The sequence below is a fragment of the Mesorhizobium sp. M0060 genome (assembly GCF_040323155.1).
Classification (GTDB): domain Bacteria; phylum Pseudomonadota; class Alphaproteobacteria; order Rhizobiales; family Rhizobiaceae; genus Mesorhizobium.
In genome coordinates, this window is record NZ_JAMYUP010000036.1 from 25,954 (window position 1) to 46,315 (window position 20,362).

The window sequence follows — 20,362 nt, forward strand, 5'->3', positions numbered from 1 at the left end:
GCTTAGCGCATAAGCATGCGCTGTTTGTCGCGGTTTTGCGCATAGGTGCCCTTGTCATAGGCGGCCTGCGCCTCGAGCTGCTCCTTGGTGAAGTTCGTGTAGAGATAGCGCTTGCCGTTCTTGTCGGTCATGAATTTGAGGTTGTCCATGCCGACCGCCACCTCCTTCTCGCCGATGCCGAGGAAGCCGCCGACGTCGATGATGACTGCATCGACCTTCTTGTCGCCGCTCAGCACGACGTCGCCGATCTCGCCGACATTGGCGTCGTTGGCGCCGTAGACGGTGGTTCCGACCAGATCCTCGGCCCGGATTTCGCCGATCGGCATTTCAGTCAGCGTCGACTTGTCGATCGACCCGGTCTTGGTCTGGTCTGCCGTCGTTGCGGGCGCTGGGGCATTTTGAGCCGTCTTACTGGCCTGGTCAGTGTTGTTGGTCGTCGCAGTGTTATCGGTCGTGGTAGTGTTGTTGGCCGTCACGGTAGGCGTGACGATGGCCGGCGCATTAGCCGCGGCATCGTTCGACGCTGTGGTCGCCGGGGCCGGATCATAGGGCTTGCGGTTGAAATCCGGCTGCGCCGTCAGCTCTTCCCTGGTTGTTTGGGCAACCAGCCAGCGATCGCCGTTCCTCTCGGCCCACTGGGCCTTGTCGAAATCATAGGCGACGTTCTTTTCGCCTAGACCGAGGAAGCCGCCCACGCCGATGACCAGCGATTGCGCCTTGCCTTCCTTGTTGAGCACGATGTCGTTCACGTCGCCGATATTCTGGGCGTCGTCGCTGGTGCCGTTATAGACGCTCTCGCCGATGATATTGGTGGCAAGATTGCCCTCGGCTCGCTTCACCGGCTCGGCTGGTGCTGCGGGCGCAGGCGCTGTGTTTTGCGCGCTGGTCGTAGTCGAAGGCGCGGCCGGCACCGCATTATCGGTCGAAGCTGCTGCCGGAGCCGGATCATAGGGCTTGCGGTCGAAATCCGGATGAGCCGTCAGCTCATCCTTCGTCGTTTGCGCTATCAGCCAACGGTCGCCATTTCTTTCGGCCCATTGCAGCTTGCTGTAGTCGAAGGCGACGTTCTTGGTCCCTATGCCAAGAAAACCGCCGACGCCGATGACGACGGATTTTGCCTGGCCGCGCTCGTCGAAGACGACATCGGTGACCTTGCCGATATTCTCTGCATTGTCGCCGGTGCCGTTATAGACCGATTCGCCGATGATGTTGGTGGCAAGGCTGCCCTCGGCACGTATTGCCGAAGCAGAGTCTTGGACGGCGGGCGCTTGCGCCGGCGCCGGGGTCGTCGCCGATTGCGCAAATGCACCCGTCGCAATCAATGTTGCGACTGCTGTCGTGGTTAAAAGGGTGCGGATCATCTTAGTGTCTCCTCGTCGGTGATTTCGTGCACGCTATTCCCGCTTGGCGTCGCTGCGGGCGCAGCGTCTTCTGCATGTTCACAACGTTGTGACCACACTGTTGTTCCGAAAAAAGCCGTGGCGCACCCGGTGCGATGTCGGCGGTTCTCGGATTCGCCGCGCTGGTCGAAAGGAACATTTTCTCGGCCGCCCCGTTCCACTCCCGGCTGGGGCCCCGTCCCGGCCGAATAGGTGCTGGAAAAATGGAGCGGGCATGCGCTTTGCAGCGGTGCTGAACAAGGACGGCGGCACCCTGCGCAGCATCGATCTTGAGGCCTTCGCCGGCCGGATGCGCGGAACGCTTGAGACTGCCGGTCACTCGATCGATATCGAAATCGTCGCCGGCAAGGATATCGTCGCCACGCTGGACGGCGTAGCTTCCAGGCGCGGCATCGACGTCGTGCTGGCGGGAGGCGGCGACGGCACCATCTCGGCCGCGGCAGCTCGTTTGATGAATGGGGAGAAGGCGCTGGCAATCCTGCCGGCTGGCACAATGAACCTTTTTGCGCGCGGCCTCGGCATTCCGCAGACCCTCGATGCGGCACTGAAATCGTTTGCCGACGGCGAGGTGATGGCGATTGACATTGCAACAGCCAACGGCCGGCCTTTCGTGCATCAATTCTCGATCGGCATGCACGCCAGGATGGTGCAACTGCGCCAGAAGATGGAATTCGGCTCGCGGCTGGGGAAGATGCGTGCCTCGGTGCGGGCTGCTTGGGCCACGATCAACAACCCACCGGCGATGAGCGTAACGCTGACGATCGGTGAGGCCGAGATCAGAACGCGGATCACCGGCATCGGCATCACCAACAATCTGTTCGGCGAGGGCCATCTACCCTATGCCGATAATCCGGCAGGCGGCGTGCTGGGCATCTATGTCACCGTGGCACGGCGGCGCGGCGAGTTGATCAGGTTCCTCTTTGACGTCGCCCGTGGCAAATGGCGCGGCAACGAGCATGTCGAAATTCATCAGGCAAACCGGGCCGTTTTGAAAATCCATTCGACGAACAGGAAAATTCAGGCCGTGATGGACGGCGAACTGGTAAAGCTCGATCGCGAAACGACCGTCGAAATCCATCCGCGCGCGTTGAATGTTCTCGTCCCGGCGCGCGCCGCTGAGGCAAAGGTTGCGTGATGTGGGGTTGCGTGATGCGAGCTGGCACGACCGATGGGGAGAGCTTAGCCGCTGGGCGTGTTGCCCTGCTCGGTCTTCGGCGTCTCGATCATCCAGCCGTAGATTTCGGCGACGCCCCAGGCGATGAAAACCAGCAACAGCGCTGCGATGAGAATACGAAGGACATGACGACCCCGCCGCCCTTGACGGGCTTTGTTTTCAGGAATGGTTTTTGGCATGGTCTGGCTCCATATTTGGCGCCGGCAGGCGTAGCTAGCGAGGCATTGGCTGGTAACGGCTCCCCGCTGCGAAAGTTCCGGCTCGGCAAGATAGCAAACGGGCCGGTTGGCCTGCCTAATCAGCGGGGCGGGCCGTCGGGGGTGTAGTGGACGACAATAGCCAGAAAACGCCAGGCCTGCCGGTCGATATTCGCAGTGTGGTGGGCGCCGCGGACCGTCTTGCCGTGCTGCACGGCCTCAACGCGCTGGATACGGCTGCCGACCCCGATTTCGATCGCATCAGCGGTCTTGCCGCTTCGGCGATGCAAACGCCTGTCGCACTGATCGCGCTGGTCGATGCCGAGCGGCAGTGGTTCAAATCCTGTATCGGCCTCGACGCGACCGAAACCGCAACCGAGACATCGTTCTGCGCTCATGCCATCGCAGCCGGCGACGAGCCGTTGGTGGTGGCCGACGCCGCGGCGGATCCGCGGTTCAAAGCCAATCCGCTAGTCACCGGCGAGCATCACATCCGCTTTTACGCAGGCGTGCCGATCATGGTCGACGGCGCACTGATCGGCACGCTCTGCGTGCTCGACCGGAAGCCGCACGCACGTCCCTCTTCTGTCCAGCTCGACCAGCTGTCGGCGCTGGCTGGCCTCGCCGCCAGCCTGTTCACGCTGAAGGATGCCACCCGGAGCGCGGCGATTGCCGAGGCCGCACTGGTTCGAGAGGAAAAGCGGCGCGCTATCGCGCTCGACGCGGCTTCGCTCGCCAGTTGGGCATGGGATATCCGTAGCGACATGATCGACTGCGATGTGCTGCTGCCCGAATTGTTCAATCTGCCCAAGTCGAACAGGCTGAGGGCGCGCGACATCTTGACCGCCATCGACCCGCGCGACGTTCACCAGACCGAAACACGCTTTCGCGACGCGCTGACCGGCAGCGATGATTATTTTGGCGAATACCGTGTCAAAGGCCTCGATCCGCCACGATGGATCGCAACGCGCGGCCGCGTCATAGAGCGCGACGGCGAGGGCAAGCCGACGCTGATCTTCGGCGTCAATTACGACATCACCGAACGCAAGCTTGGCGACGAACGTCAACGGCTCTTGTTGCGCGAGCTCAATCACCGGGTCAAGAACACCTTGGCAACCGTTCAGGCGCTGGCGACGCAGACCGTTCGCCATGCCCGTCAGCCAAGCGAATTTCTCGAGGCATTCGGCGCCCGGCTGCAGGCGCTGGGCGTCGCGCACAGCCTGCTATCGGACCGCGAATGGCGCGGCATCGGCATCCACGAGCTGGTGGAGATCGAGGTAAAGCCGTTCCAAACCGTCGGACAATCGCGTGTAGCTATCTCCGGCGCCGACGTCCTGCTCTCCCCCGACCAGGCAGTAGGGCTCGGCCTGATCCTGCACGAACTGGCCAGTAACGCGCTGCAATACGGGTCGCTGTCGGCTGCTTTCGGAAAGGTCGATCTCGATTGGAAGGTACAAGGCAAGAAGGGTGCACGGCGTCTGGTGCTGGCCTGGCGTGAAAGCGGCGGCCCGCGGGTTGCGCCGCCCGAACGCCATGGCTTCGGCTCGATCCTGATCCGCCGCAGCCTGGCCAAGGTCATTTCCAGCGAGGTGACCCATGAATTCCGGCCGGACGGCGTAGTCGCCGAAATATCGATGCCGCTCGAAGATTTGTGACGCGAAGATTTTACGACCGGGCGCCAGAATCGTTCGCCCAGAACTATCCCCCTCCGAACTATTCCCCTTTGCCGGTATCCGGATCGTCGGAGCCGGGCTTCATGTTCTCGCGGTAGATGGCGTAGGCTGCGAGTGCTATCGCCGGGACGAGAATGGCGCCCAGTCCGGCCTTCCCCGAGCCACCTTTGCCCTTGAGCAGCGCCGGCAGTACGGCGAGTGCTGCGGCGATGCCGACCGCCTTCATGTCGGCGTTGCGTCGCTTCGCCCGGCGCCTGGCGCGCGAGCCGGCCGACATCCGGTAGACGAGCAGGATGAGACCGGCGATTGCCAAAAAGGCGATCCCGAAGCTCAGCGAGGCTGCCATCGGCCCATAGCGGCCCGCCGTCCAGATATAGGCCGCCCCGACCAGGAAGCCGAGGCCGCACAGCGCCGCGAGCGCTGCAACCGTATAGACCATCGCAGCGACGCGCGCGCGTTGCACCGCCGCAATGGTTTCGCCCGAGGCGAGGCCCGAGATCAGCGATGCAAGCATTCGCATGCGTGCAGAACTAGCGGCGCGCGAGGAGCGCGAAGAGGAATCCGACGCCTGCGGCGATCGCCAGCGAAGTCACCGGCTTTTCGCGCATATGGGCTATCATCTGCGCTTCGATGTCCTTAGCGTTGCTGCGCAGGCTGTCGAAGGCTGCTTCGCCCTGGGCGCGCAGTTGCTCGACCCCTTCGGTGGCGGCGCGCCGCGCCGTTCCGTAGCCGTGTTCACCGGTCTTGGCCAACTGCTTGGTGAGTTGTTCGATATCGGCCTTCAGTTGTGCAATGTCAGCCTCAAGATCCGAATTCGTACGGGCTTCGTTCGCGGCCTTTCCTGCGGCAGTCGCCATTGCTTCGCTCTCCTTGTTTTGCTCGGTCGAAACGCTCGACAGACCCCAAGGTTCCGGCGCGAACCTCTTTGAACCTTATCTCCGGCAGCGCTCGTTGCAAATGCCTTGCAAGGGCCGAGGCCAACGTATCCGCGCCAGCACGTCTTTTTAAATGACAGCATGCCAATTAGCGATCATGACTTCCCCGGTTTCAAGATCCCCCGTTTCAAGATAGAGACGCATTTAAAGGAGATATTGCTGCGTGCGCCCATCGCTTGACGGTTTGCGGATTCTTATCCTGGAAGATGAGTTCCTGATTGCCATGGATATCGAGCAGCTTTGCCGCGACTACGGCGCGCTCGATGTGGTCGTCGCCCGGGATCTGGCTGATATCGAACAGCAAGACGTTGCCACTCAGTTCGATGCGGCCATCGTCGACCTCATGCTGAGCGGCGTTTCGACGCTCCAATTTGCTTCGCGGTTGCGTGAAGCGGGCATCCCGTTCGTCTTCGCGTCGGGCTATTCGGATATCGACGAGATCAAGAAATCCTTTCCCGGAGTCAGACTGGTCACCAAGCCCTATTCGGGAGACGATCTCGTCGAGGCAGTGGCAGTGGCCTGCGAGCGAAGGCCTCTCCCCTGAGGCGCGGGAGCGGTTCGAACACCTCCACGCTTCACGCAGCCGTCGACCCCGTCACCTGAGCCGAAATTGCGTCCGGGCCATACTCGTCTTCACCGGAGATTTTCAGGATTTCCTGCAGCCGCGTGCGGGCGCGGCTGACGCGGCTCTTGATCGTTCCGACGGCGCAGCCGCAGATCTCGGCCGCCTCCTCGTAGGAAAAGCCCGATGCACCGATGAGGATAATGGCTTCGCGCTGGTCTTCGGGCAGCAACTCGAGCGCGCCGCGAAAGTCCTCGAGATCAAGCTGGCCGTGCTGGGCCGGATGAACGGCAAGCCTGGCCGTCATGACGCCATCGCTGTCCTGCACCTCGCGGCCGCGCTTGCGCATCTGCGAATAGAATTCGTTGCGCAAGATCGTGAACAGCCATGCCTTAAGATTAGTGCCGGGCTGGAAGCTTTCATGCTTGTCCCAGGCCTTGACCAATGTTTCCTGCACCAGATCGTCGGCCTTGTCGGCGTTTTGCGTCAGCGACACGGCGAAAGCCCGCAGGCTCGGGATCGAGCCGAGCAAATCGGTCTTGAAGCCCTGGGAGACGGCCGCCATGCCTCAGTCCTTCTTCTGTACAGGTTCGGCCTTTTCCAACTGGCTGAGCAGTTGGGCGAAGCGATCCGGCACATTGTCGGAGACCAGCTCGTCGTAGTATTGTTTGAGTTTGCGGCCGATTTCCGAGTTCGGCCCAAGCGGGTCGCGGGAAGCAGCCCGGCGCCCGTTGCCAACGCCAGCCGTGGTAGCTTTCGTCATGTTCTTCATTTCGCCCTTCGTCCCAGCCTTAAGCCGCCCTTCAACACATAACGCAAGGCAAGCGGCAGCCTCGTCTGGTTGCCCAACCCGCCCTTAAACGCCAGCCCCACATATTAGTTCCGCACGATTGGAACCTTTTTCAAGGAGCCAGCGTTTTATCTACTAGGCTTGCAAACCGCATTTAGCTGTAACATGCAATCACGTCATATGAGGGAGACGTCCAATATGAGCCTATCAGCAACCATCGCTCCGCACCTGCCGTTCCTGCGCCGCTTCTCGCGCGCCGTATCCGGATCGCAAGAGAGCGGCGACGCGCTGGTCGCCGCAATGCTCGAGGCCATCATTGCCGATGTCGACATCTTTCCGGACGCATCGAACGACCGCATCGCGCTTTACAAGGTCTTTGCCAAGCTCTTCACCTCGGTGGCCATTCGCGTTCCGCAAGAGCATGCCCAGTCGGCATGGGAGCAGCGCGCCGCGGCCAATCTGAATGCAATCGCGCCGCGTCCCCGCCAAGCCTTCCTGCTGGTCGCCGTCGAAGGCTTCAGCGAAGACGAGGCGGCGGAGATTCTCGACGTCGACGAACAGCAATTCTCCGAACTTCTCGCTCAGGCGAGCAACGAGATCTCCCGTCAGGTGGCGACCGACGTGCTGATCATCGAGGATGAGCCGCTGATTGCCATGGATATCGAGGAAATGGTCGAAAGCCTCGGCCACCGCGTCGTCGGAACGGCGCGCACCCACGCCGAGGCGGTGGCGATGTTCGGCAAGGCGCGGCCAAAGATGGTGCTTGCCGATATTCAGCTTGCCGACGGCAGTTCGGGCATTGCGGCCGTGAATGAGATCCTGTCGTCCACCTCGGTGCCGGTGATCTTCATCACCGCCTTTCCCGAGCGCCTGCTCACCGGCGAGCGGCCGGAACCGGCTTTCCTCGTCACCAAGCCGTTCAATCCTGACATGGTCAAGGCTCTTATCAGTCAGGCCCTGTTCTTTGACCGGCACGCGAAGGCCGCGGCATAAAACAGCTAGCGGTCGCGCTGCGGCCGCCAGGGTGTGGGATAGCCACTCCTCTTGGATCAGAGGGGGCGTAATTCACTGGCAACCAACTGGTGCCGAACCTGAGAACCTGACAAGAAGCTTTTCGCACACCGCAACAATTCGGGCCGTAAAGATTTTCAGCATCGTCTTTTTCGGGAAATGGTGGAACAAACGGAGGCGAATCACGTTTTCACCGCAGCATTGGAAGGAGATGGATCATGCTTTACTGGGCGCTCGTATTTCTCGTCGTGGCGATCATCGCCGGTGCGCTTGGTTTCGGCGGCATCGCTGGCACCTCGGCCGGCATAGCGCAGATATTGTTCTTCGTCTTTCTCGCTTTCCTGATCATATCGCTTATTGCCGGCCTGATCAGACGAGCGTGAATGCCAAGCGGCCATTTAAGCGAACACTGGAAGCCGCACCCCTCAAACGGTTTCCAGCCACCGCCGGGCAGTGTCCTCCAACGGGACGCCGCTCGGCGGACCGCTTTTTAAGGCTTTATACGAAGCGCCTCCTTTTGGAACCCATTTCTCCGCGAGCCGTTCAGCCCGACATGGGTTGAGCAAGATGACCGATGCGTTCCAGAGTCGGAAAGATGAAAGACCGCGGCCAGAGTGATGAGATCATCGCTTTGCATCCCGCCGAAAGCGGAATGCAGCTTGGCCGAGCCCTTCTCCACGCCCTGCACAATGCCGGGATTTCCGTTCTATACCAGGATCGCGAGATGAAGACGGTGTGGGCGCGCAACATGCGCGCACCATGGACCTCCGATGCCTCCGATAATAACGGCATCTTGCCGCCTGCGCAGGCAGCGCGTATCGGCGCCGCCAAGCACGACGTCATCGTCTCCGGCAATCCCCAACACCTCGAACTCAGCGTGCCGGCCGATGATGGCGCCCGCTGGTTTCAGGTGTGGATGGACGCCGACCGCAACGAGACCGGCGCAGTGCAGGGCGTCGTGACCACCATGGTCGAAACGACCGAGCAGAAACGCCGGGAGCAGACGCTGAAGGCGCTGCTGCGCGAGGTCAGCCACCGCTCCAAGAACCTCTTGGCCATCATCCAGAGCATCGCCACCCAGACGGGCCGCTATTCGGGCAGCATTGACGATTTCCTGACGCGTTTCCGGGGCCGATTGCAGTCGCTGGCCTCCTCGCAGGATCTGGTTACGTCATCCAACTGGCGGGGAGCAGCGCTGCGTGAGCTGGTTTCCGGTCAGGTCGGCAGGTACGGCGCGGACCCCATGCACAGCCTGCGTTTCCGCGGCGCAAATCCGTATCTCAATCCCAATGCTGCCTTGCACATCGGCTTGGCCATGCATGAGCTCGCCGTCAATTCGGTCAGCTATGGCGCACTGTCGCGCACCGATGGCTTCGTCGAGGTCACGGCTGATCTGACGGCCGCTTCCGCTGGCGAGCCTGCTCTGTCACTGACATGGGCCGAAGTGATCGGAGCCAACGACAATCAGCGCAGCGAGAAGCGTTTTGGCAGCGTCGCGCTTGAACGCGTCGTGCCCACATCGTTGAATGGAACGGCGACACTCGAAATCACGGGCAACCGCCTCGAATACCGCCTTGTCGTTCCTCACGGCAATTTCGAGACGGATTGAACGAACGGCGGCCGCCCGGAAGAAGGCTTGCTGCGCATCGCCCCACCTTAACCGACTGTTCACCATAAAGTCCGATCCTGTCTGAACGTGCCGATCCGCCGGATCTCGATCGCAGTTTGGCGCAATATGAAAGGAATAGGCCTTGACGGCTGCAGACTTGAACAGAATGGAACAGGCCGCTCGCATTTCGATGGGCGGGTTTCAGGACCCCGACGCGTTCGCAGCGCCCGTGCCTCGCGCTTCGCCGCTCCGCTTTGCCGTTTACGCGCTCATAGCCGCGCTCGTCCTGGCGGCCGCGTCCCAGTTGATTTGATCGAGCTCGCCAAGATTGCCGGCAGCTTCTGCCTGCTCACGTCGGCTTGATCGCACTGTCCAGGAACTTTGAGGGATTTGGACCGTTTCCGTGGCGAGAGGTCCCTTGCCATGGAGCACATTGCCGCTTTGCTGTTGGTTGTCGGCTGTTCGAACGGCATGACCGCGTGTCGTGAATTGCCTACGCCGGTAAGCGTTTTCGAAACCGAGGCGGAGTGCATGGCCGCGCGCCCGCTTGCGGTGACCAACCTCCGCGATCAAGCCCAGCATATCGTCGCCAAATGCCTTGCCGTCGATCCGGCGCTCGAGGACGATTATGACCGGATCGTCTGGAGCGTGCGTCCGGACGGCACGCTCGATGCCTCCTTGGAGATTTCCAACTTCATGGTAGCATCGAACGCCGCGCGCCCCGAAAAAGACTATCTTAATCAACAATGAAATCGTGCGGGCAAAGGCCGTGCTTTCATGCTAAATGGCGGCTGGAGCTTACTAAAGTGAGGACAAAGTGAGGAGTGACTTCATGCGGAAGATGATTATTGCCATGGTTGCCGTGGTTGCGGTCAGCGGCTGCACCACCACGGAGGAGAACGTGGGTATCGGCACTGTGGGCGGCGCGCTCATCGGTGGCGCCGTCGGCGGCGGCAAGGGCGCTTTGATCGGTGCTGGCGCTGGTGCGATTGGCGGCCTGCTCGTTCGCCGTCTGCAGAATGGCTATTGCCAATACAGAGATCGTCACGGCCGGATCTACACAGCCCGCTGCAACTAGTTTCGAAAAACAGGCCAACGTCAAACGCGGAGGCAGATATGTCTCCGCGTTTGCGCGCGCAAAGCGCTCTCGTGATGCGGCTCATGGAATGAAGTTTCAGGCCGGCAGCGGAATCCTGATCTCCACGTTCAGACCGTCCTCACGAAAGTCGCGCCTGATCGTACCGCGTAATTCGCGCGTGACGTTGAGATCGATCAGTCTGGTTCCAAAACCGCTCTTTGCCGGTGTCTTGAGCTTTTTCTGCCCGGCCTCACGCCAGTTGAGGACCAGTGTGCGGACGCGTCCGCGGCCTTCGAGCGACCAGTCGACCTTGAGCGCCCAGCCGCCCTTGAGGGTGTTGGCCGAATTGCCGGCTTCGCCATATTTTAACGCGTTCGTCGCCAGTTCGTGAAAGACGAGGCCGAGCGCCTGCGTCGTCTTCTCGTCGAGAAGAACCTCCGGTCCCGACAACAGCTCTTCGGGAAGCTCATTGCCGAACACTTGGCCGAGCTCGATGCGCAGCAGGTCGCCAAGATCGGCTTTCTGCCAGCGTGAGCGCGTCAGCATGTCCTGGGAAGCCGCCATTGCCTGCAGCCGGGCCGAGAAAGACGTCGAGAATTCCTGGACGTCGGCGGCGTGCGATGCTGTCTGGCGCGCGATTGCCAGCACCCGCGTGATCGAGTTCTTGATGCGATGCTTCATCTCCTGCAGCATCAGGTCTTTTTCCAGTAGGCTCTTCTCGGTCGTTTCGTGAAGCAGCGAGACCGCCTCATAGGCCCGCTCCTGATAGCGGGCCACCAGCGCGATGGCGCCGGCAAGCAGCAGGCCGAACAATCCCAGCATCACCGGAATGGCGCGCGAGGAAGGTTGCGAAAAAGCACTTGTCGGCCTGAACAGGACAGTCCACGGCCGGCCGGCAACAGTGATTTTGCGGGTGACCAGCAGCCTGTCGCCGAGGGCCGAAACAGGCGGCGTTTCCGACTGGAACAGCAGATTGTCGCTGTTCACCACGCCGTCGTAGACCTCGGTATTGACCGGCAACAGTGGCGCCCGGCTGAGCGCGGCCTGGAACAGGTCCCGGGAGCGGAAGGCCGCATAGAGGAAACCGGCAGTTGAGGATCTCGACGCGTTGACGGCGTCCGGCGCGGTTTCGACATTAAGCCGGACGAAGACGAAGAACCCGGTGAAGGTCTGCGCGGCACCCGTTTCCTTGCCGAGCTGCGCAAGCCCGCTGGCATGCTGCTGGTCGTCGGCCAACGCTTTTTCGATCGCCTCGCGCCGCACCGGCTGGGTGAACATGTCGTAGCCGATGCTGGATTTGTTGGACGGATCCAGCGGCTCGAACAGCACGATGGGCGTACGCCAGGGCAAGTTCGTGTCGGGATAGATCGCATGGCTTGCGCCGTGGTCGTGCAGGATGTCGCGCTCGACCGCCGCGTCGTTTTCAGTTTTCGCCAGGCGGAGGAAGCCGATGCCGCGCAGGCCGGCGAAATTATTGTCGATGTCGAGTGCGTTGAAGAAAGCCTTGAACTCGCCTTGCGAGATACCGCCATTGCGCGCATCGAACAGCGCCTGGGTCGAGCGCAGCAGCGACAGGTCCAGGTCGATGCGGCTTTCGATCCGGTTGAGCGCGTCGTCTGCCGTCGCCTCGAATTTTATGCGGGCCGCTTCCTGGGTGGCAAAATAGGCAAAACCCGCCATCGTCAGGCTGATCAGCGCGACGGCGATGAAAGCGACGGTCGGAAAGAGCTTTTTCAATTGCTGATACGGGCCATGGAAGGTTCTTTATGGGCAAGTCCCGGCGTCAACACAATGGCGAGGCCAAAGCATGGTGACGACTGGCACATTACGCCGCATTTGATTAGCCGGCTAATTCTTGTTCAAGCGGCGATCTTCAGGGCCCCCGGGCCCGGTATGGCGCCGGGCGGGCATTTGCCGAGAATGATCATGCCGAGCACCTCGTCCTGGGTGACGTCGGTTGTGCGCGCCGTGCCGACAACCCGACCGTTCTTCATGACGCAGACGCGGTCGGCAAGCTCGAACACGTCGTGAATGTCGTGGCTGATCAGGAAGATGCCGATGCCGTCGGCCTTGAGCTGCTTGACCAGTTCGCCGACCTGCGCAGTTTCTTGCGGCCCCAGTGCCGCCGTCGGCTCGTCCATGATCAGGATGCGGGCGTTGAACAGGATGGCGCGGGCGATCGCAACCGACTGCCGCTGGCCGCCCGAAAGCCTTATTACCGGCTCCTTGAAGCGTTGGAAACGCGGATTGAGCCTGCCCATCACCTTGCGCGCCTCGGCCTCCATGGCGACGTCGTCGAGCGTACCCCAGCCGGTCATCAGCTCGCGGCCGAGAAACAGGTTGGCGGCCGCGTCGACATTGTCGGCCAGCGCCAGCGTCTGGTAGATCGTCTCGATGCCGTACTTTTTGGCGTCGCGCGGGTTGGAGATCGAAGCCTCCTCGCCGTTGACGAAAATCTGGCCCGCATCGCGCTTGTAGGCGCCAGACAAGATTTTTATCAACGTCGATTTGCCGGCACCGTTATGGCCGAGCAAAGCCATCACCTCGCCCGGGAAAAGATCGACCGAGGCATCGTCGACGGCGCGAATGCCGCCGAAGGCGATGGAAATGTTGCGCATCTCGATCAGCGGCGTGCCCGTGGGAGCGGTCTTGTCTGCCATGCTCGTTCCTCCTCCCTATAGATCTTGCTTGAGCATGATCTTGTCCGAACCGAAGGTCAGCGGCAGCAAAAACCGGTTTCCACTTTTCGCTGACGCGGATCTTCGGTTCGGGATCATGCTCAGACCCGTTTGCGATAGACGGTATCGAGCCACACCGCGACCACCAGCACGGCGCCGACAACGATGCTCTGCAGCGGCGAATCGATGCCGAGCAGCACCATGCCGGATTGCAGCGACTGCATCAGAAGCGCGCCGAGCATGGCGCCGAGCACCGTGCCGGAGCCGCCGGCGAGCGACGTGCCGCCGATCACGGCCGCCGCGATGACCAGGAGCTCGTCCAGGGTCCCCAGCGCATTGGTCGACGCGTTGAGGCGGGCCGATGCGATCGCCGCACTGATCGCGGCCAGCACGCCCATGATCATGAACACCTTCATGGTCACCCAGCGTGTGTTGATGCCGGCGAGATTGGCAGCCTCCGGATTGCCGCCGATGGCGAAGACATAGCGGCCGAAACGGGTGCGCCTGGTGATGAAGGTCATGACAATGCCCGCGGCCACGGCCATCAGCACCGGTATGGCGATGCCGTGGGCGATGAACAACCCGCCCTCGGGAATGGTGATGCCGTTCTGCTGGGCATATTGGCGTACGATGCCGACCGGCCAAGGATAGGAATTGGCGATCCAGACGGCGCCAAGGATGGCGGCGCAGGCTATCACGCCGAGCAAGGTTTCCGCCCAGACAGGGCGCAGCGGGAACTTGAACCGCTTGCGCTGCGAGCGGCCGTTGAAGAGCACGAAGGCAACGGCCGCGCAGGCGACGACACCGACGATCCAGCTCCAGGTGGCGCCGATCGAGCCGCGTGGTCCGCCGCCCATCAGCTGGAAGGTCCTGTCCAGCGGCGCAACGGTGCGCCCGCTGGTAATCAGCCATGCCATGCCGCGCCAGATCAGCAATCCGCCGAGCGTCACGATGAAGGCAGGAACCTCGAGATAGGCGATGATGAAACCCTGAAACGCTCCGATAGCCAGGCCGAGCACCAGGCCGGCGGCCAGTGCAATGACCCACAGCCAGGGGCTGCCAAGCTGAAACCCCATGACGCGGACGAGGAATTCGGCCTGCGCCACGCCCATCACCATGCCGATCACGCCTTCCACCGAACCGACGGAAAGATCGATGTTGCGCATCACGATGACCAGCACCATGCCTGTCGCCATGATCGCCACCGAGGAGGTCTGCACGGAAAGGTTCCAGAGATTGCGCGGCGTCAGGAAGAGCCCGCCTGACAATATGTGGATCCCGACCCAGATGACCAGCAGCGCGCCGACCATGCCGAGCATGCGCGTGTCGAGTTCGGTTGCCTTGAGAAATCGGGCAACGACGCCGAGCTCGGATTCACGCGCCCGGTCTGCGGTCGAGCTGTCGACCGGCGTGTTGGAAGTCGTGTCGGTCATGATGTTTCTCCCGCCGGGTTGCCGTCTGCCGCGGATGCCGGAAGCAGCCTAGAAGTTATCCGCCGGAAGCGGAAAAACAATTCTTCTTGAAAAAACGCCGCGGCGAGCAGCCGCGGCGTTCGGACTTCTCGGAAACGTCGGATCAGTTGCAGACCGGAACAGTGCCCGCCGCCACGCCGGCGCAGACTTCTTCTTTCTTGATCCAGCCGGCGTCGATGACGACGTTGAGGTTGTCCTTGGTGATGGCGACCGGGGTCAGGAACAGCGACTTGACGGTGTTGCCGCCGGGCGTGGTGAAATCCTTAACGCCCGCAACGTCGGTCATCTGCTTGCCGTCGGCCAGTTGCGAGGCGATCTCGGCGGCGTTCTTGCCGAGCTCGCGCGCGTCCTTCCACACCGACACGGTCTGTGTGCCGAGCGCGATGCGGTTCAGCGCGGCGTGGTCGCCGTCCTGGCCCGAGACCGGAACGGATCCGGCCAGCCCTTGCGCCGTCAGCGCGGCGACGACGCCGCCGGCGGTGCCGTCATTGGCGGCGACTACGGCATCGACCTTGTTGTCGTTCGCGGTCAGGAACTGTTCCATGTTCTTCTGGGCGTTGGCCGGCAGCCAGCCGTCGGTATAGGCCTCGCCGACATTCTTGATCTTGCCGCTGTCGATGGCGTCCTTCAGCACTTCCATCGAACCGGCAAACAGGAAATCGGCATTCGGATCGGCGCCCGAGCCCTTGATGAAGACGTAGTTGCCTTCCGGCTTCACCTTGAACACTTCGCGGGCCTGCATGCGGCCGACCTCCTTGTTGTCGAAGGTCAGGTAAAAGACGTCTTTGTTCTCGATCAGCCGGTCGTAGCCGACGACCGGAATACCTTCGTCCAGCGCCTTCTGCACAGCCGGCCCGATCGCCGAGGCGTCCTGCGCCAGGATGATCAGTGCGTTGGCACCCTGCGAGATCAGGCTCTCGACGTCGGTGAGCTGCTTGCCCGGGTTGGACTGTGCATCGGCGGAAATATACTTGTCGCCGGCGGCCTCGATGGCGGCCTTCATTGCGGCTTCGTCGGTCTTCCAGCGCTCCTCCTGGAAATTCGACCACGAAACGCCGATGACCTTGTCCTTAGCCTGCGCCACCGACGCGAGCGTCAGCGTCATGGCGACACCCGCCAGAATGGCGGTCGTGAATTTCTTCATCATATCCTCCCTGCGCCGCGTACGGCGTGACCAATTGGCCCAAAGACCAGCTAGAGGCGTTAATTTTTTCGAGCCTCGAAAAAATACTGACCCGATCTCCGGCTGCTGTCAACATCGATTCTGATGGATTTTGATGACTCTCCGAGTTTTTTCGAGTGTCGGAATAAACGATGACAGCGCCGCCGGCATCTGACACTATTTGCCTGTATCTGACACTATTTGTCGGACATTACCGACGGCTTCCGGTTCATGAGCGGCCGCGGCAACCGGGAGGAAAGCAAAACGATGTCGGTCGGAATCCGCCATGACGATTTGCGCCGGCGCAACCGGGCGATGGTGATCTCGGCGGTGCGCCGGGCCAGCCAGCCGTCGCGTACGGAGATCGCTGCAACCACCGGCCTCAGCCATTCGACCATATCGGCGATCTCCTCCGACCTGATACGGGAAGGCATCCTCGCCGAGAGCAAGGCAAACGAGCCCGTTTCGTTGAAACGCGGTCGTCCGCAGGTCGGCCTCGCCCTCAACCCGGAAGCGGCGGCGGTGCTGACCGTGGTGTTGTCGCTGAATTTCCTGTCGGCCGCCATCATCGACTATGCGGGACAGGTGGTCGTCGAGGAACAGCGCCGGCTGGACACGCTGACCATGCCGCGCGACGAGCTGATCCGCGAATGCATGGCCATCGTCCGGCGCCGGCTGGAAGATCCAGACCTTGACGTCCGCAGTGTCGCCCGCATCGCCCTGGCGATTCAGGGAATTACCGACTCCCCTGCACGCGCCATGCTGTGGTCGCCGATCACGCCGCAGACGGACATCGCCTTTGCCGACATGCTGGAAGACGAATTCGGCATCCCGGCCACGGTGGAGAACGATTGCAATATGATGGCGGTGGCTTTGCGCTGGCGCGATCCGGATCGCTATCGCGACGACTTCATCGCCATCCTGCTTTCGCACGGCATCGGCATGGGGCTGGTGCTGAAGGGCGAGCTGTTCACCGGCACGCATTCCTCGGGCGGCGAGTTTGGCCACATGATCCATCGTCCAGGCGGCGCGCTCTGCCGTTGCGGGCGGCGCGGCTGCATCGAGGCCTATGCAGGCAATTACGCCATCTGGCGCAACGCTACGGGGATGAGCGAAGACAGCAAACCGGTCGCCGACGTCAGCGACGCCGACATGCGCGCGTTGGCGGCCCGGGCCCGCGAGAAGGATGGGCCGGAACGCGAGGCCTACCGCAGGGCCGGCGAAGCGCTGGGTTTCGGTCTCGGCTCGTTGTTCGCGCTGATCGATCCAGCACCGGTCGCGATGGTCGGCGTCAGTGCCGCCGCCTTCGATCTGATCGAGCCGGCCTTGCGCAAGGCCATCGCCCAGACCGCCGGTGGCCAGCATTCGAGCTCGATCTCCTTCGACACCGAGCCGAACGAATTGCCGCTGATCCGCGAAGGCTGCGCGATGCGGGCGTTAAGCTTCGTCGACCAGGAGATTTTCGCGCCGGGCGCGCAAATGAGGCCCGGCATCAGAAAGAACGTAGCCTGACCAGGCAGGTCAATCTTCCCTGATCGCATAGCCGGCACCGCGGATGGTGCGGATGACATCCGGCATGCGGCCGTTATTGACGGCTTTGCGCAGCCGCCCGACATGCACGTCGACGGTGCGTTCGTCGATGTAGATCGTCTCGCCCCAGACATTATCGAGCAACTGGCTGCGCGAGAAGACGCGGCCGGGATGCCGCATCATGAATTCGAGCAGCCGGAATTCGGTCGGCCCGAGCCGGATTTCGCTCTTCTTGCGATAGACCCTGTGCGATTCGCGATCGAGCACGATGTCGCCGACCTTCAGCACGCTGGACAGCACTTCCGGCTTGGCGCGGCGCAGCAGCGCCTTGACCCTGGCCATGAATTCCGGTGTCGAAAACGGTTTGACCAGATAGTCGTCGGCGCCGGTCGAAAGACCGCGCACCCGGTCGCTCTCCTCGCCGCGCGCGGTCAGCATGATGATCGGCAGCCGCTCGGTTTCGGGGCGCACCCGCAACCGTCGGCAGAGCTCGATGCCGGAAACCGCTGGTATCATCCAGTCGAGCACCAGAAGATCGGGCACATTCTCCTGCAAACGGATCTCGGCTTCGTCGCCGCGTGTCACCACCTCGACCTGGTAGCCTTCGGATTCGAGATTGTAGCGGAGCAGCACACCCAACGGCTCCTCGTCCTCCACCACCATTATGCGTGGTGCGATCATCGGCTGGGCACCCCCATCATGTCACCGGTGCGGACATTGTCGTTTCGTCCTGCTTCGGACGATTGACAGGCAATTGCTCGCCGGTCAGCACATAATACGCATTTTCGGCGATGTTGGTGACATGGTCGCCGATCCGCTCCAGATTCTTGGCGCAGAACAGCAGATGCGTGCAAGCGGTGATGTTGCGCGGGTCTTCCATCATGTACGTCAACAGCTCGCGGAACACGGACGTGTATTTGACGTCGATGCGCTCGTCGGCGGCGCGTAGCTTGGCCAGCGCGGCCGCATCGCCGGCAGCATACTCCTCGATGACGCCCTGCACCTGGATGAGCACCAGCTGCGCCATCGCATCGATGGAATGCGATAGGTCGCGCGGCGTGACGCTGAGGCCGACCGCACTCACACGCTTGGCGATATTCTTGGCAAGGTCGCCGATGCGTTCGAGGTCGCCGGCCATGCGGATCGCCCCGACGACATGGCGCAGATCGTGGGCCATCGGCTGGCGCTTGGCGATCAGGGTGATGGCGCGGTCGTCCAGTTCGCGTTGACGCGCATCCATGATGGCGTCGTCCGAAACAACGCGCTGCGCCAGCGCATTGTCGGAATTCAACAGGGCCTTGGTCGCCCCGCCGACCATCGAACCGGCGAGGTCGGCCATGTCGCGGATCAGCTTGCTGATCTGCTCGAGATCCTCGTCGAAAGACGCGACTGTATGTTCGGCCATGATATTGTCCTCGTCTGCGTGATCGGCACCGCTCAGCCGAAGCGGCCGGTGATGTAGTCCTGCGTGCGCTTCTCGCGGGGCGACGTGAAGATCTTCTCGGTCCGGTCGAACTCGACCAGCTCACCCAGATACATGAAGGCAGTCTGGCGCGACACGCGCGCCGCCTGCTGCATGTTGTGAGTGACGATGACGATCGTGTAGTCGGCTTGCAATTCGTCGATCAGTTCCTCGATCTTGGCGGTCGACAGCGGGTCGAGGGCCGAGGCCGGTTCGTCGAGCAGAATGACTTCCGGCTTCACTGCCACGGTGCGGGCAATGCAGAGCCGCTGCTGCTGGCCGCCGGAGAGGCTCAAGCCGCTGGCGTTGAGCTTGTCCCTGACCTCGCCCCAAAGCGCGGCACGCTTCAACGCCTGTTCGACGCGGCCGTCCATCTCGGACTTGCCGAGATTCTCGTAGAGCCTGACGCCGAAGGCGATGTTCTCGTAGATCGACATGGGGAACGGCGTCGGCTTCTGGAACACCATGCCGATCTTGGTCCTGAGCAGGTTGAGATCCTGCGACCGGTCGAGAATGTTCTTGCCGTCGAGCAGGACCTGGCCCTCGGCTGTCTGTTTCGGGTAGAGCTCGTAGATGCGGTTGAAGACGCGCAGCAGCGTCGACTTCCCGCAGCCCGAAGGCCCGATGAAGGCCGTGACACTGCGCTCGGGCAGCGACAGGCTGATGTCCTTCAGCGCCTTGCTCTGGCCGTAGTAGAAGTTGAGGTTCTTGACCTCGATCTTCGTCTTCTCGGCGACCGTTTCGGTCATCGTCATGTCCGGGGACAACATCTGTGTCATCTGTCCTCTCTGCGTCCGGTAAGGCTGCGGGCGAGGATGCTCAAGCCCAGAACCGTCAGGGTGATTATGAGTGCGCCGGTCCACGCCAGCTGCTGCCATTCCTCGTAAGGGCTGAGAGCGAACTGGAAGATGGTCACCGGCAGGCTGGCCATCGGCGCGTTGATATTGCTGCTCCAGAACTGGTTGTTGAGCGCGGTGAAGAGCAGCGGCGCCGTCTCGCCGGAAATGCGTGCTATCGACAGCAATATGCCGGTGACGATGCCGGACAATGCGGCGCGGTAGGCGACCGAACGGATCACCACCCAGCGCGGCGCGCCGATCGCGGCGCCGGCTTCACGCAACGCGTTCGGCACCAGGTTGAGCATGTCTTCAGTAGTGCGCACGACCACCGGAATGACCAGGATGGCAAGCGCAACGGCGCCGGCAATCGCCGAGAAATGCCCCATTGGCCGCACCATCAATTCATAGACGAACAAGCCGATGATGATCGACGGCGCCGACAACAGGATGTCGTTGATGAAGCGGACGACGGTGGTGATGCGCGAAAAGCGTCCATACTCGGCCATGTAGGTGCCGGCCAGAACGCCGATTGGCGTGCCAACGATAACGGCGATGACCGTCATGACCAGGCTGCCGGCGATGGCGTTGAGCAGGCCGCCAGCTTCGCCCGGTGGTGGCGTCATCTCGGTGAAGACCGCGAGCGAAAGCCCGGCTGTGCCCTTATAGACCAACGCGCCGAGAATGAGCGCCAGCCAGGCAAGCCCGATGCCGGCGGCGACGACGCAAAGCGTCATCATCACCGAATTCCTGGCTTTGCGGCGGCTGTGGAGCGATGAGGATGTCGACATCG

The 20,362-nt window shown here is 62.0% G+C and carries 23 protein-coding genes; 9 read left to right on the plus strand and 14 right to left on the minus strand.

Annotated elements, in window-relative coordinates; genetic code table 11:
- Positions 1–2 precede the first annotated feature (2 nt).
- On the minus strand, positions 3–1,361 hold the full coding sequence (locus tag NKJ94_RS26080) for a PRC-barrel domain-containing protein (RefSeq protein WP_352529125.1): 1,359 nt from the start codon (positions 1,359–1,361) through the stop codon (positions 3–5).
- Positions 1,362–1,614: 253 nt separating this feature from the next.
- Between NKJ94_RS26080 and NKJ94_RS26085 the strand changes: the two genes are divergently transcribed.
- The gene (locus NKJ94_RS26085) at positions 1,615–2,535 is read left to right on the plus strand and encodes a diacylglycerol/lipid kinase family protein (RefSeq protein ID WP_352529127.1); all 921 of its coding nucleotides are present in this window, start codon (positions 1,615–1,617) and stop codon (positions 2,533–2,535) included.
- 44 nt (positions 2,536–2,579) lie between these two features.
- Here NKJ94_RS26085 and NKJ94_RS26090 read toward each other — a convergent pair whose 3' ends face one another.
- A complete protein-coding gene (locus NKJ94_RS26090) occupies positions 2,580–2,753 on the minus strand; it encodes a hypothetical protein (RefSeq protein WP_352529129.1) in 174 nt (57 codons plus the stop codon).
- 146 nt (positions 2,754–2,899) lie between these two features.
- Here NKJ94_RS26090 and NKJ94_RS26095 point away from each other — a divergent pair, with 146 nt between their 5' ends.
- Positions 2,900–4,426, plus strand: a complete 1,527-nt coding sequence (locus NKJ94_RS26095; RefSeq protein WP_502896072.1) for a sensor histidine kinase — start codon at positions 2,900–2,902, stop codon at positions 4,424–4,426.
- A gap of 58 nt (positions 4,427–4,484) precedes the next feature.
- On the opposite strand, the gene NKJ94_RS26100 is transcribed toward NKJ94_RS26095, so the two are convergent.
- Together NKJ94_RS26100 and NKJ94_RS26105 are read right to left on the minus strand one after the other, a co-directional pair.
- A complete protein-coding gene (locus tag NKJ94_RS26100) occupies positions 4,485–4,964 on the minus strand; it encodes a hypothetical protein (protein WP_352529131.1) in 480 nt (159 codons plus the stop codon).
- 10 nt (positions 4,965–4,974) lie between these two features.
- Positions 4,975–5,301, minus strand: a complete 327-nt coding sequence (locus NKJ94_RS26105; protein WP_352529133.1) for an ElaB/YgaM/YqjD family protein — start codon at positions 5,299–5,301, stop codon at positions 4,975–4,977.
- Between the two features lie 301 nt (positions 5,302–5,602).
- Here NKJ94_RS26105 and NKJ94_RS26110 point away from each other — a divergent pair, with 301 nt between their 5' ends.
- Positions 5,603–5,923: a response regulator gene (locus NKJ94_RS26110; protein WP_502896073.1), complete on the plus strand. Its 321-nt coding sequence runs from the start codon at positions 5,603–5,605 to the stop codon at positions 5,921–5,923.
- Between the two features lie 31 nt (positions 5,924–5,954).
- Here the strand turns inward: NKJ94_RS26110 and NKJ94_RS26115 are convergent, their stop codons facing one another.
- Positions 5,955–6,506: a sigma-70 family RNA polymerase sigma factor gene (locus NKJ94_RS26115; RefSeq protein ID WP_023678544.1), complete on the minus strand. Its 552-nt coding sequence runs from the start codon at positions 6,504–6,506 to the stop codon at positions 5,955–5,957.
- A 3-nt stretch (positions 6,507–6,509) separates the two neighbouring features.
- Positions 6,510–6,713, minus strand: coding sequence for a NepR family anti-sigma factor (locus tag NKJ94_RS26120; protein ID WP_023720919.1), 204 nt, complete (start codon positions 6,711–6,713; stop codon positions 6,510–6,512).
- A gap of 216 nt (positions 6,714–6,929) precedes the next feature.
- Here NKJ94_RS26120 and NKJ94_RS26125 point away from each other — a divergent pair, with 216 nt between their 5' ends.
- The 5 genes from NKJ94_RS26125 (at position 6,930) to NKJ94_RS26145 (ending at position 10,429) form a co-directional block, all read left to right on the plus strand.
- Positions 6,930–7,724 carry a response regulator gene (locus NKJ94_RS26125; protein ID WP_352451151.1) on the plus strand — a complete coding sequence of 265 codons (795 nt, stop codon included), beginning with the start codon at positions 6,930–6,932 and terminating at the stop codon, positions 7,722–7,724.
- A gap of 236 nt (positions 7,725–7,960) precedes the next feature.
- Complete coding sequence (locus NKJ94_RS26130) at positions 7,961–8,125, plus strand: DUF1328 domain-containing protein (RefSeq protein ID WP_352529136.1); 165 nt, start codon at positions 7,961–7,963, stop codon at positions 8,123–8,125.
- A 191-nt stretch (positions 8,126–8,316) separates the two neighbouring features.
- Positions 8,317–9,351 carry a sensor histidine kinase gene (locus NKJ94_RS26135; protein WP_352529138.1) on the plus strand — a complete coding sequence of 345 codons (1,035 nt, stop codon included), beginning with the start codon at positions 8,317–8,319 and terminating at the stop codon, positions 9,349–9,351.
- A gap of 423 nt (positions 9,352–9,774) precedes the next feature.
- On the plus strand, positions 9,775–10,101 hold the full coding sequence (locus tag NKJ94_RS26140; RefSeq protein WP_352529140.1) for a hypothetical protein: 327 nt from the start codon (positions 9,775–9,777) through the stop codon (positions 10,099–10,101).
- An 82-nt stretch (positions 10,102–10,183) separates the two neighbouring features.
- A complete protein-coding gene (locus tag NKJ94_RS26145) occupies positions 10,184–10,429 on the plus strand; it encodes a YMGG-like glycine zipper-containing protein (protein WP_006328050.1) in 246 nt (81 codons plus the stop codon).
- Positions 10,430–10,525: 96 nt separating this feature from the next.
- Here the strand turns inward: NKJ94_RS26145 and NKJ94_RS26150 are convergent, their stop codons facing one another.
- The 4 genes from NKJ94_RS26150 to xylF form a co-directional block, all read right to left on the minus strand.
- Positions 10,526–12,166 carry a CHASE domain-containing protein gene (locus NKJ94_RS26150; RefSeq protein WP_352529142.1) on the minus strand — a complete coding sequence of 547 codons (1,641 nt, stop codon included), beginning with the start codon at positions 12,164–12,166 and terminating at the stop codon, positions 10,526–10,528.
- Positions 12,167–12,288: 122 nt separating this feature from the next.
- A complete protein-coding gene (locus tag NKJ94_RS26155; protein ID WP_352529144.1) occupies positions 12,289–13,089 on the minus strand; it encodes an ATP-binding cassette domain-containing protein in 801 nt (266 codons plus the stop codon).
- Positions 13,090–13,208: 119 nt separating this feature from the next.
- Positions 13,209–14,540, minus strand: coding sequence for a sugar ABC transporter permease (locus tag NKJ94_RS26160; protein ID WP_352529146.1), 1,332 nt, complete (start codon positions 14,538–14,540; stop codon positions 13,209–13,211).
- A gap of 142 nt (positions 14,541–14,682) precedes the next feature.
- On the minus strand, positions 14,683–15,723 hold the full coding sequence (xylF, locus tag NKJ94_RS26165) for a D-xylose ABC transporter substrate-binding protein (protein ID WP_352529176.1): 1,041 nt from the start codon (positions 15,721–15,723) through the stop codon (positions 14,683–14,685).
- 285 nt (positions 15,724–16,008) lie between these two features.
- Between xylF and NKJ94_RS26170 the strand changes: the two genes are divergently transcribed.
- Entirely contained in the window at positions 16,009–17,253 is a 1,245-nt protein-coding gene (locus NKJ94_RS26170) for an ROK family protein (protein WP_352529148.1), read from the plus strand.
- Between the two features lie 9 nt (positions 17,254–17,262).
- On the opposite strand, the gene phoB is transcribed toward NKJ94_RS26170, so the two are convergent.
- Genes phoB through pstA form a run of 4 tightly spaced genes read right to left on the minus strand, consistent with a single transcriptional unit; the run spans position 17,263 to position 20,360 of the window.
- Positions 17,263–17,952, minus strand: coding sequence for a phosphate regulon transcriptional regulator PhoB (gene phoB / locus NKJ94_RS26175; RefSeq protein WP_031212149.1), 690 nt, complete (start codon positions 17,950–17,952; stop codon positions 17,263–17,265).
- A gap of 16 nt (positions 17,953–17,968) precedes the next feature.
- Positions 17,969–18,676 (minus strand): phosphate signaling complex protein PhoU, encoded by a 708-nt coding sequence (phoU, locus tag NKJ94_RS26180; RefSeq protein WP_352529150.1) that lies wholly within the window; start codon positions 18,674–18,676, stop codon positions 17,969–17,971.
- 32 nt (positions 18,677–18,708) lie between these two features.
- On the minus strand, positions 18,709–19,512 hold the full coding sequence (gene pstB / locus NKJ94_RS26185; RefSeq protein ID WP_352529152.1) for a phosphate ABC transporter ATP-binding protein PstB: 804 nt from the start codon (positions 19,510–19,512) through the stop codon (positions 18,709–18,711).
- A complete protein-coding gene (gene pstA, locus NKJ94_RS26190) occupies positions 19,509–20,360 on the minus strand; it encodes a phosphate ABC transporter permease PstA (RefSeq protein WP_352529154.1) in 852 nt (283 codons plus the stop codon). Before pstA ends, pstB begins: the two co-directional genes overlap by 4 nt.
- Between the last annotated feature and the right edge of the window lie 2 nt (positions 20,361–20,362).

Bases quoted from the DNA above. Each gene is read 5' to 3' on its own strand.
- NKJ94_RS26100 (WP_352529131.1), bottom strand. From the start codon at position 4,964: ATGCGAATGCTTGCATCGCTGATCTCGGGCCTCGCCTCGGGCGAAACC.
- NKJ94_RS26145 (WP_006328050.1), top strand. From the start codon at position 10,184: ATGCGGAAGATGATTATTGCCATGGTTGCCGTGGTTGCGGTCAGCGGC.
- NKJ94_RS26085 (WP_352529127.1), top strand. From the start codon at position 1,615: ATGCGCTTTGCAGCGGTGCTGAACAAGGACGGCGGCACCCTGCGCAGC.
- NKJ94_RS26140 (WP_352529140.1), top strand. From the start codon at position 9,775: ATGGAGCACATTGCCGCTTTGCTGTTGGTTGTCGGCTGTTCGAACGGC.
- NKJ94_RS26170 (WP_352529148.1), top strand. From the start codon at position 16,009: ATGTCGGTCGGAATCCGCCATGACGATTTGCGCCGGCGCAACCGGGCG.
- NKJ94_RS26155 (WP_352529144.1), bottom strand. From the start codon at position 13,089: ATGGCAGACAAGACCGCTCCCACGGGCACGCCGCTGATCGAGATGCGC.
- NKJ94_RS26115 (WP_023678544.1), bottom strand. From the start codon at position 6,506: ATGGCGGCCGTCTCCCAGGGCTTCAAGACCGATTTGCTCGGCTCGATC.
- NKJ94_RS26105 (WP_352529133.1), bottom strand. From the start codon at position 5,301: ATGGCGACTGCCGCAGGAAAGGCCGCGAACGAAGCCCGTACGAATTCG.
- NKJ94_RS26125 (WP_352451151.1), top strand. From the start codon at position 6,930: ATGAGCCTATCAGCAACCATCGCTCCGCACCTGCCGTTCCTGCGCCGC.
- NKJ94_RS26080 (WP_352529125.1), bottom strand. From the start codon at position 1,361: ATGATCCGCACCCTTTTAACCACGACAGCAGTCGCAACATTGATTGCG.
- phoU (WP_352529150.1), bottom strand. From the start codon at position 18,676: ATGGCCGAACATACAGTCGCGTCTTTCGACGAGGATCTCGAGCAGATC.
- NKJ94_RS26120 (WP_023720919.1), bottom strand. From the start codon at position 6,713: ATGAAGAACATGACGAAAGCTACCACGGCTGGCGTTGGCAACGGGCGC.
- xylF (WP_352529176.1), bottom strand. From the start codon at position 15,723: ATGAAGAAATTCACGACCGCCATTCTGGCGGGTGTCGCCATGACGCTG.
- NKJ94_RS26110 (WP_502896073.1), top strand. From the start codon at position 5,603: ATGGATATCGAGCAGCTTTGCCGCGACTACGGCGCGCTCGATGTGGTC.
- NKJ94_RS26130 (WP_352529136.1), top strand. From the start codon at position 7,961: ATGCTTTACTGGGCGCTCGTATTTCTCGTCGTGGCGATCATCGCCGGT.
- NKJ94_RS26160 (WP_352529146.1), bottom strand. From the start codon at position 14,540: ATGACCGACACGACTTCCAACACGCCGGTCGACAGCTCGACCGCAGAC.
- pstA (WP_352529154.1), bottom strand. From the start codon at position 20,360: ATGTCGACATCCTCATCGCTCCACAGCCGCCGCAAAGCCAGGAATTCG.
- NKJ94_RS26135 (WP_352529138.1), top strand. From the start codon at position 8,317: ATGCGTTCCAGAGTCGGAAAGATGAAAGACCGCGGCCAGAGTGATGAG.
- NKJ94_RS26090 (WP_352529129.1), bottom strand. From the start codon at position 2,753: ATGCCAAAAACCATTCCTGAAAACAAAGCCCGTCAAGGGCGGCGGGGT.
- pstB (WP_352529152.1), bottom strand. From the start codon at position 19,512: ATGACACAGATGTTGTCCCCGGACATGACGATGACCGAAACGGTCGCC.
- phoB (WP_031212149.1), bottom strand. From the start codon at position 17,952: ATGATCGCACCACGCATAATGGTGGTGGAGGACGAGGAGCCGTTGGGT.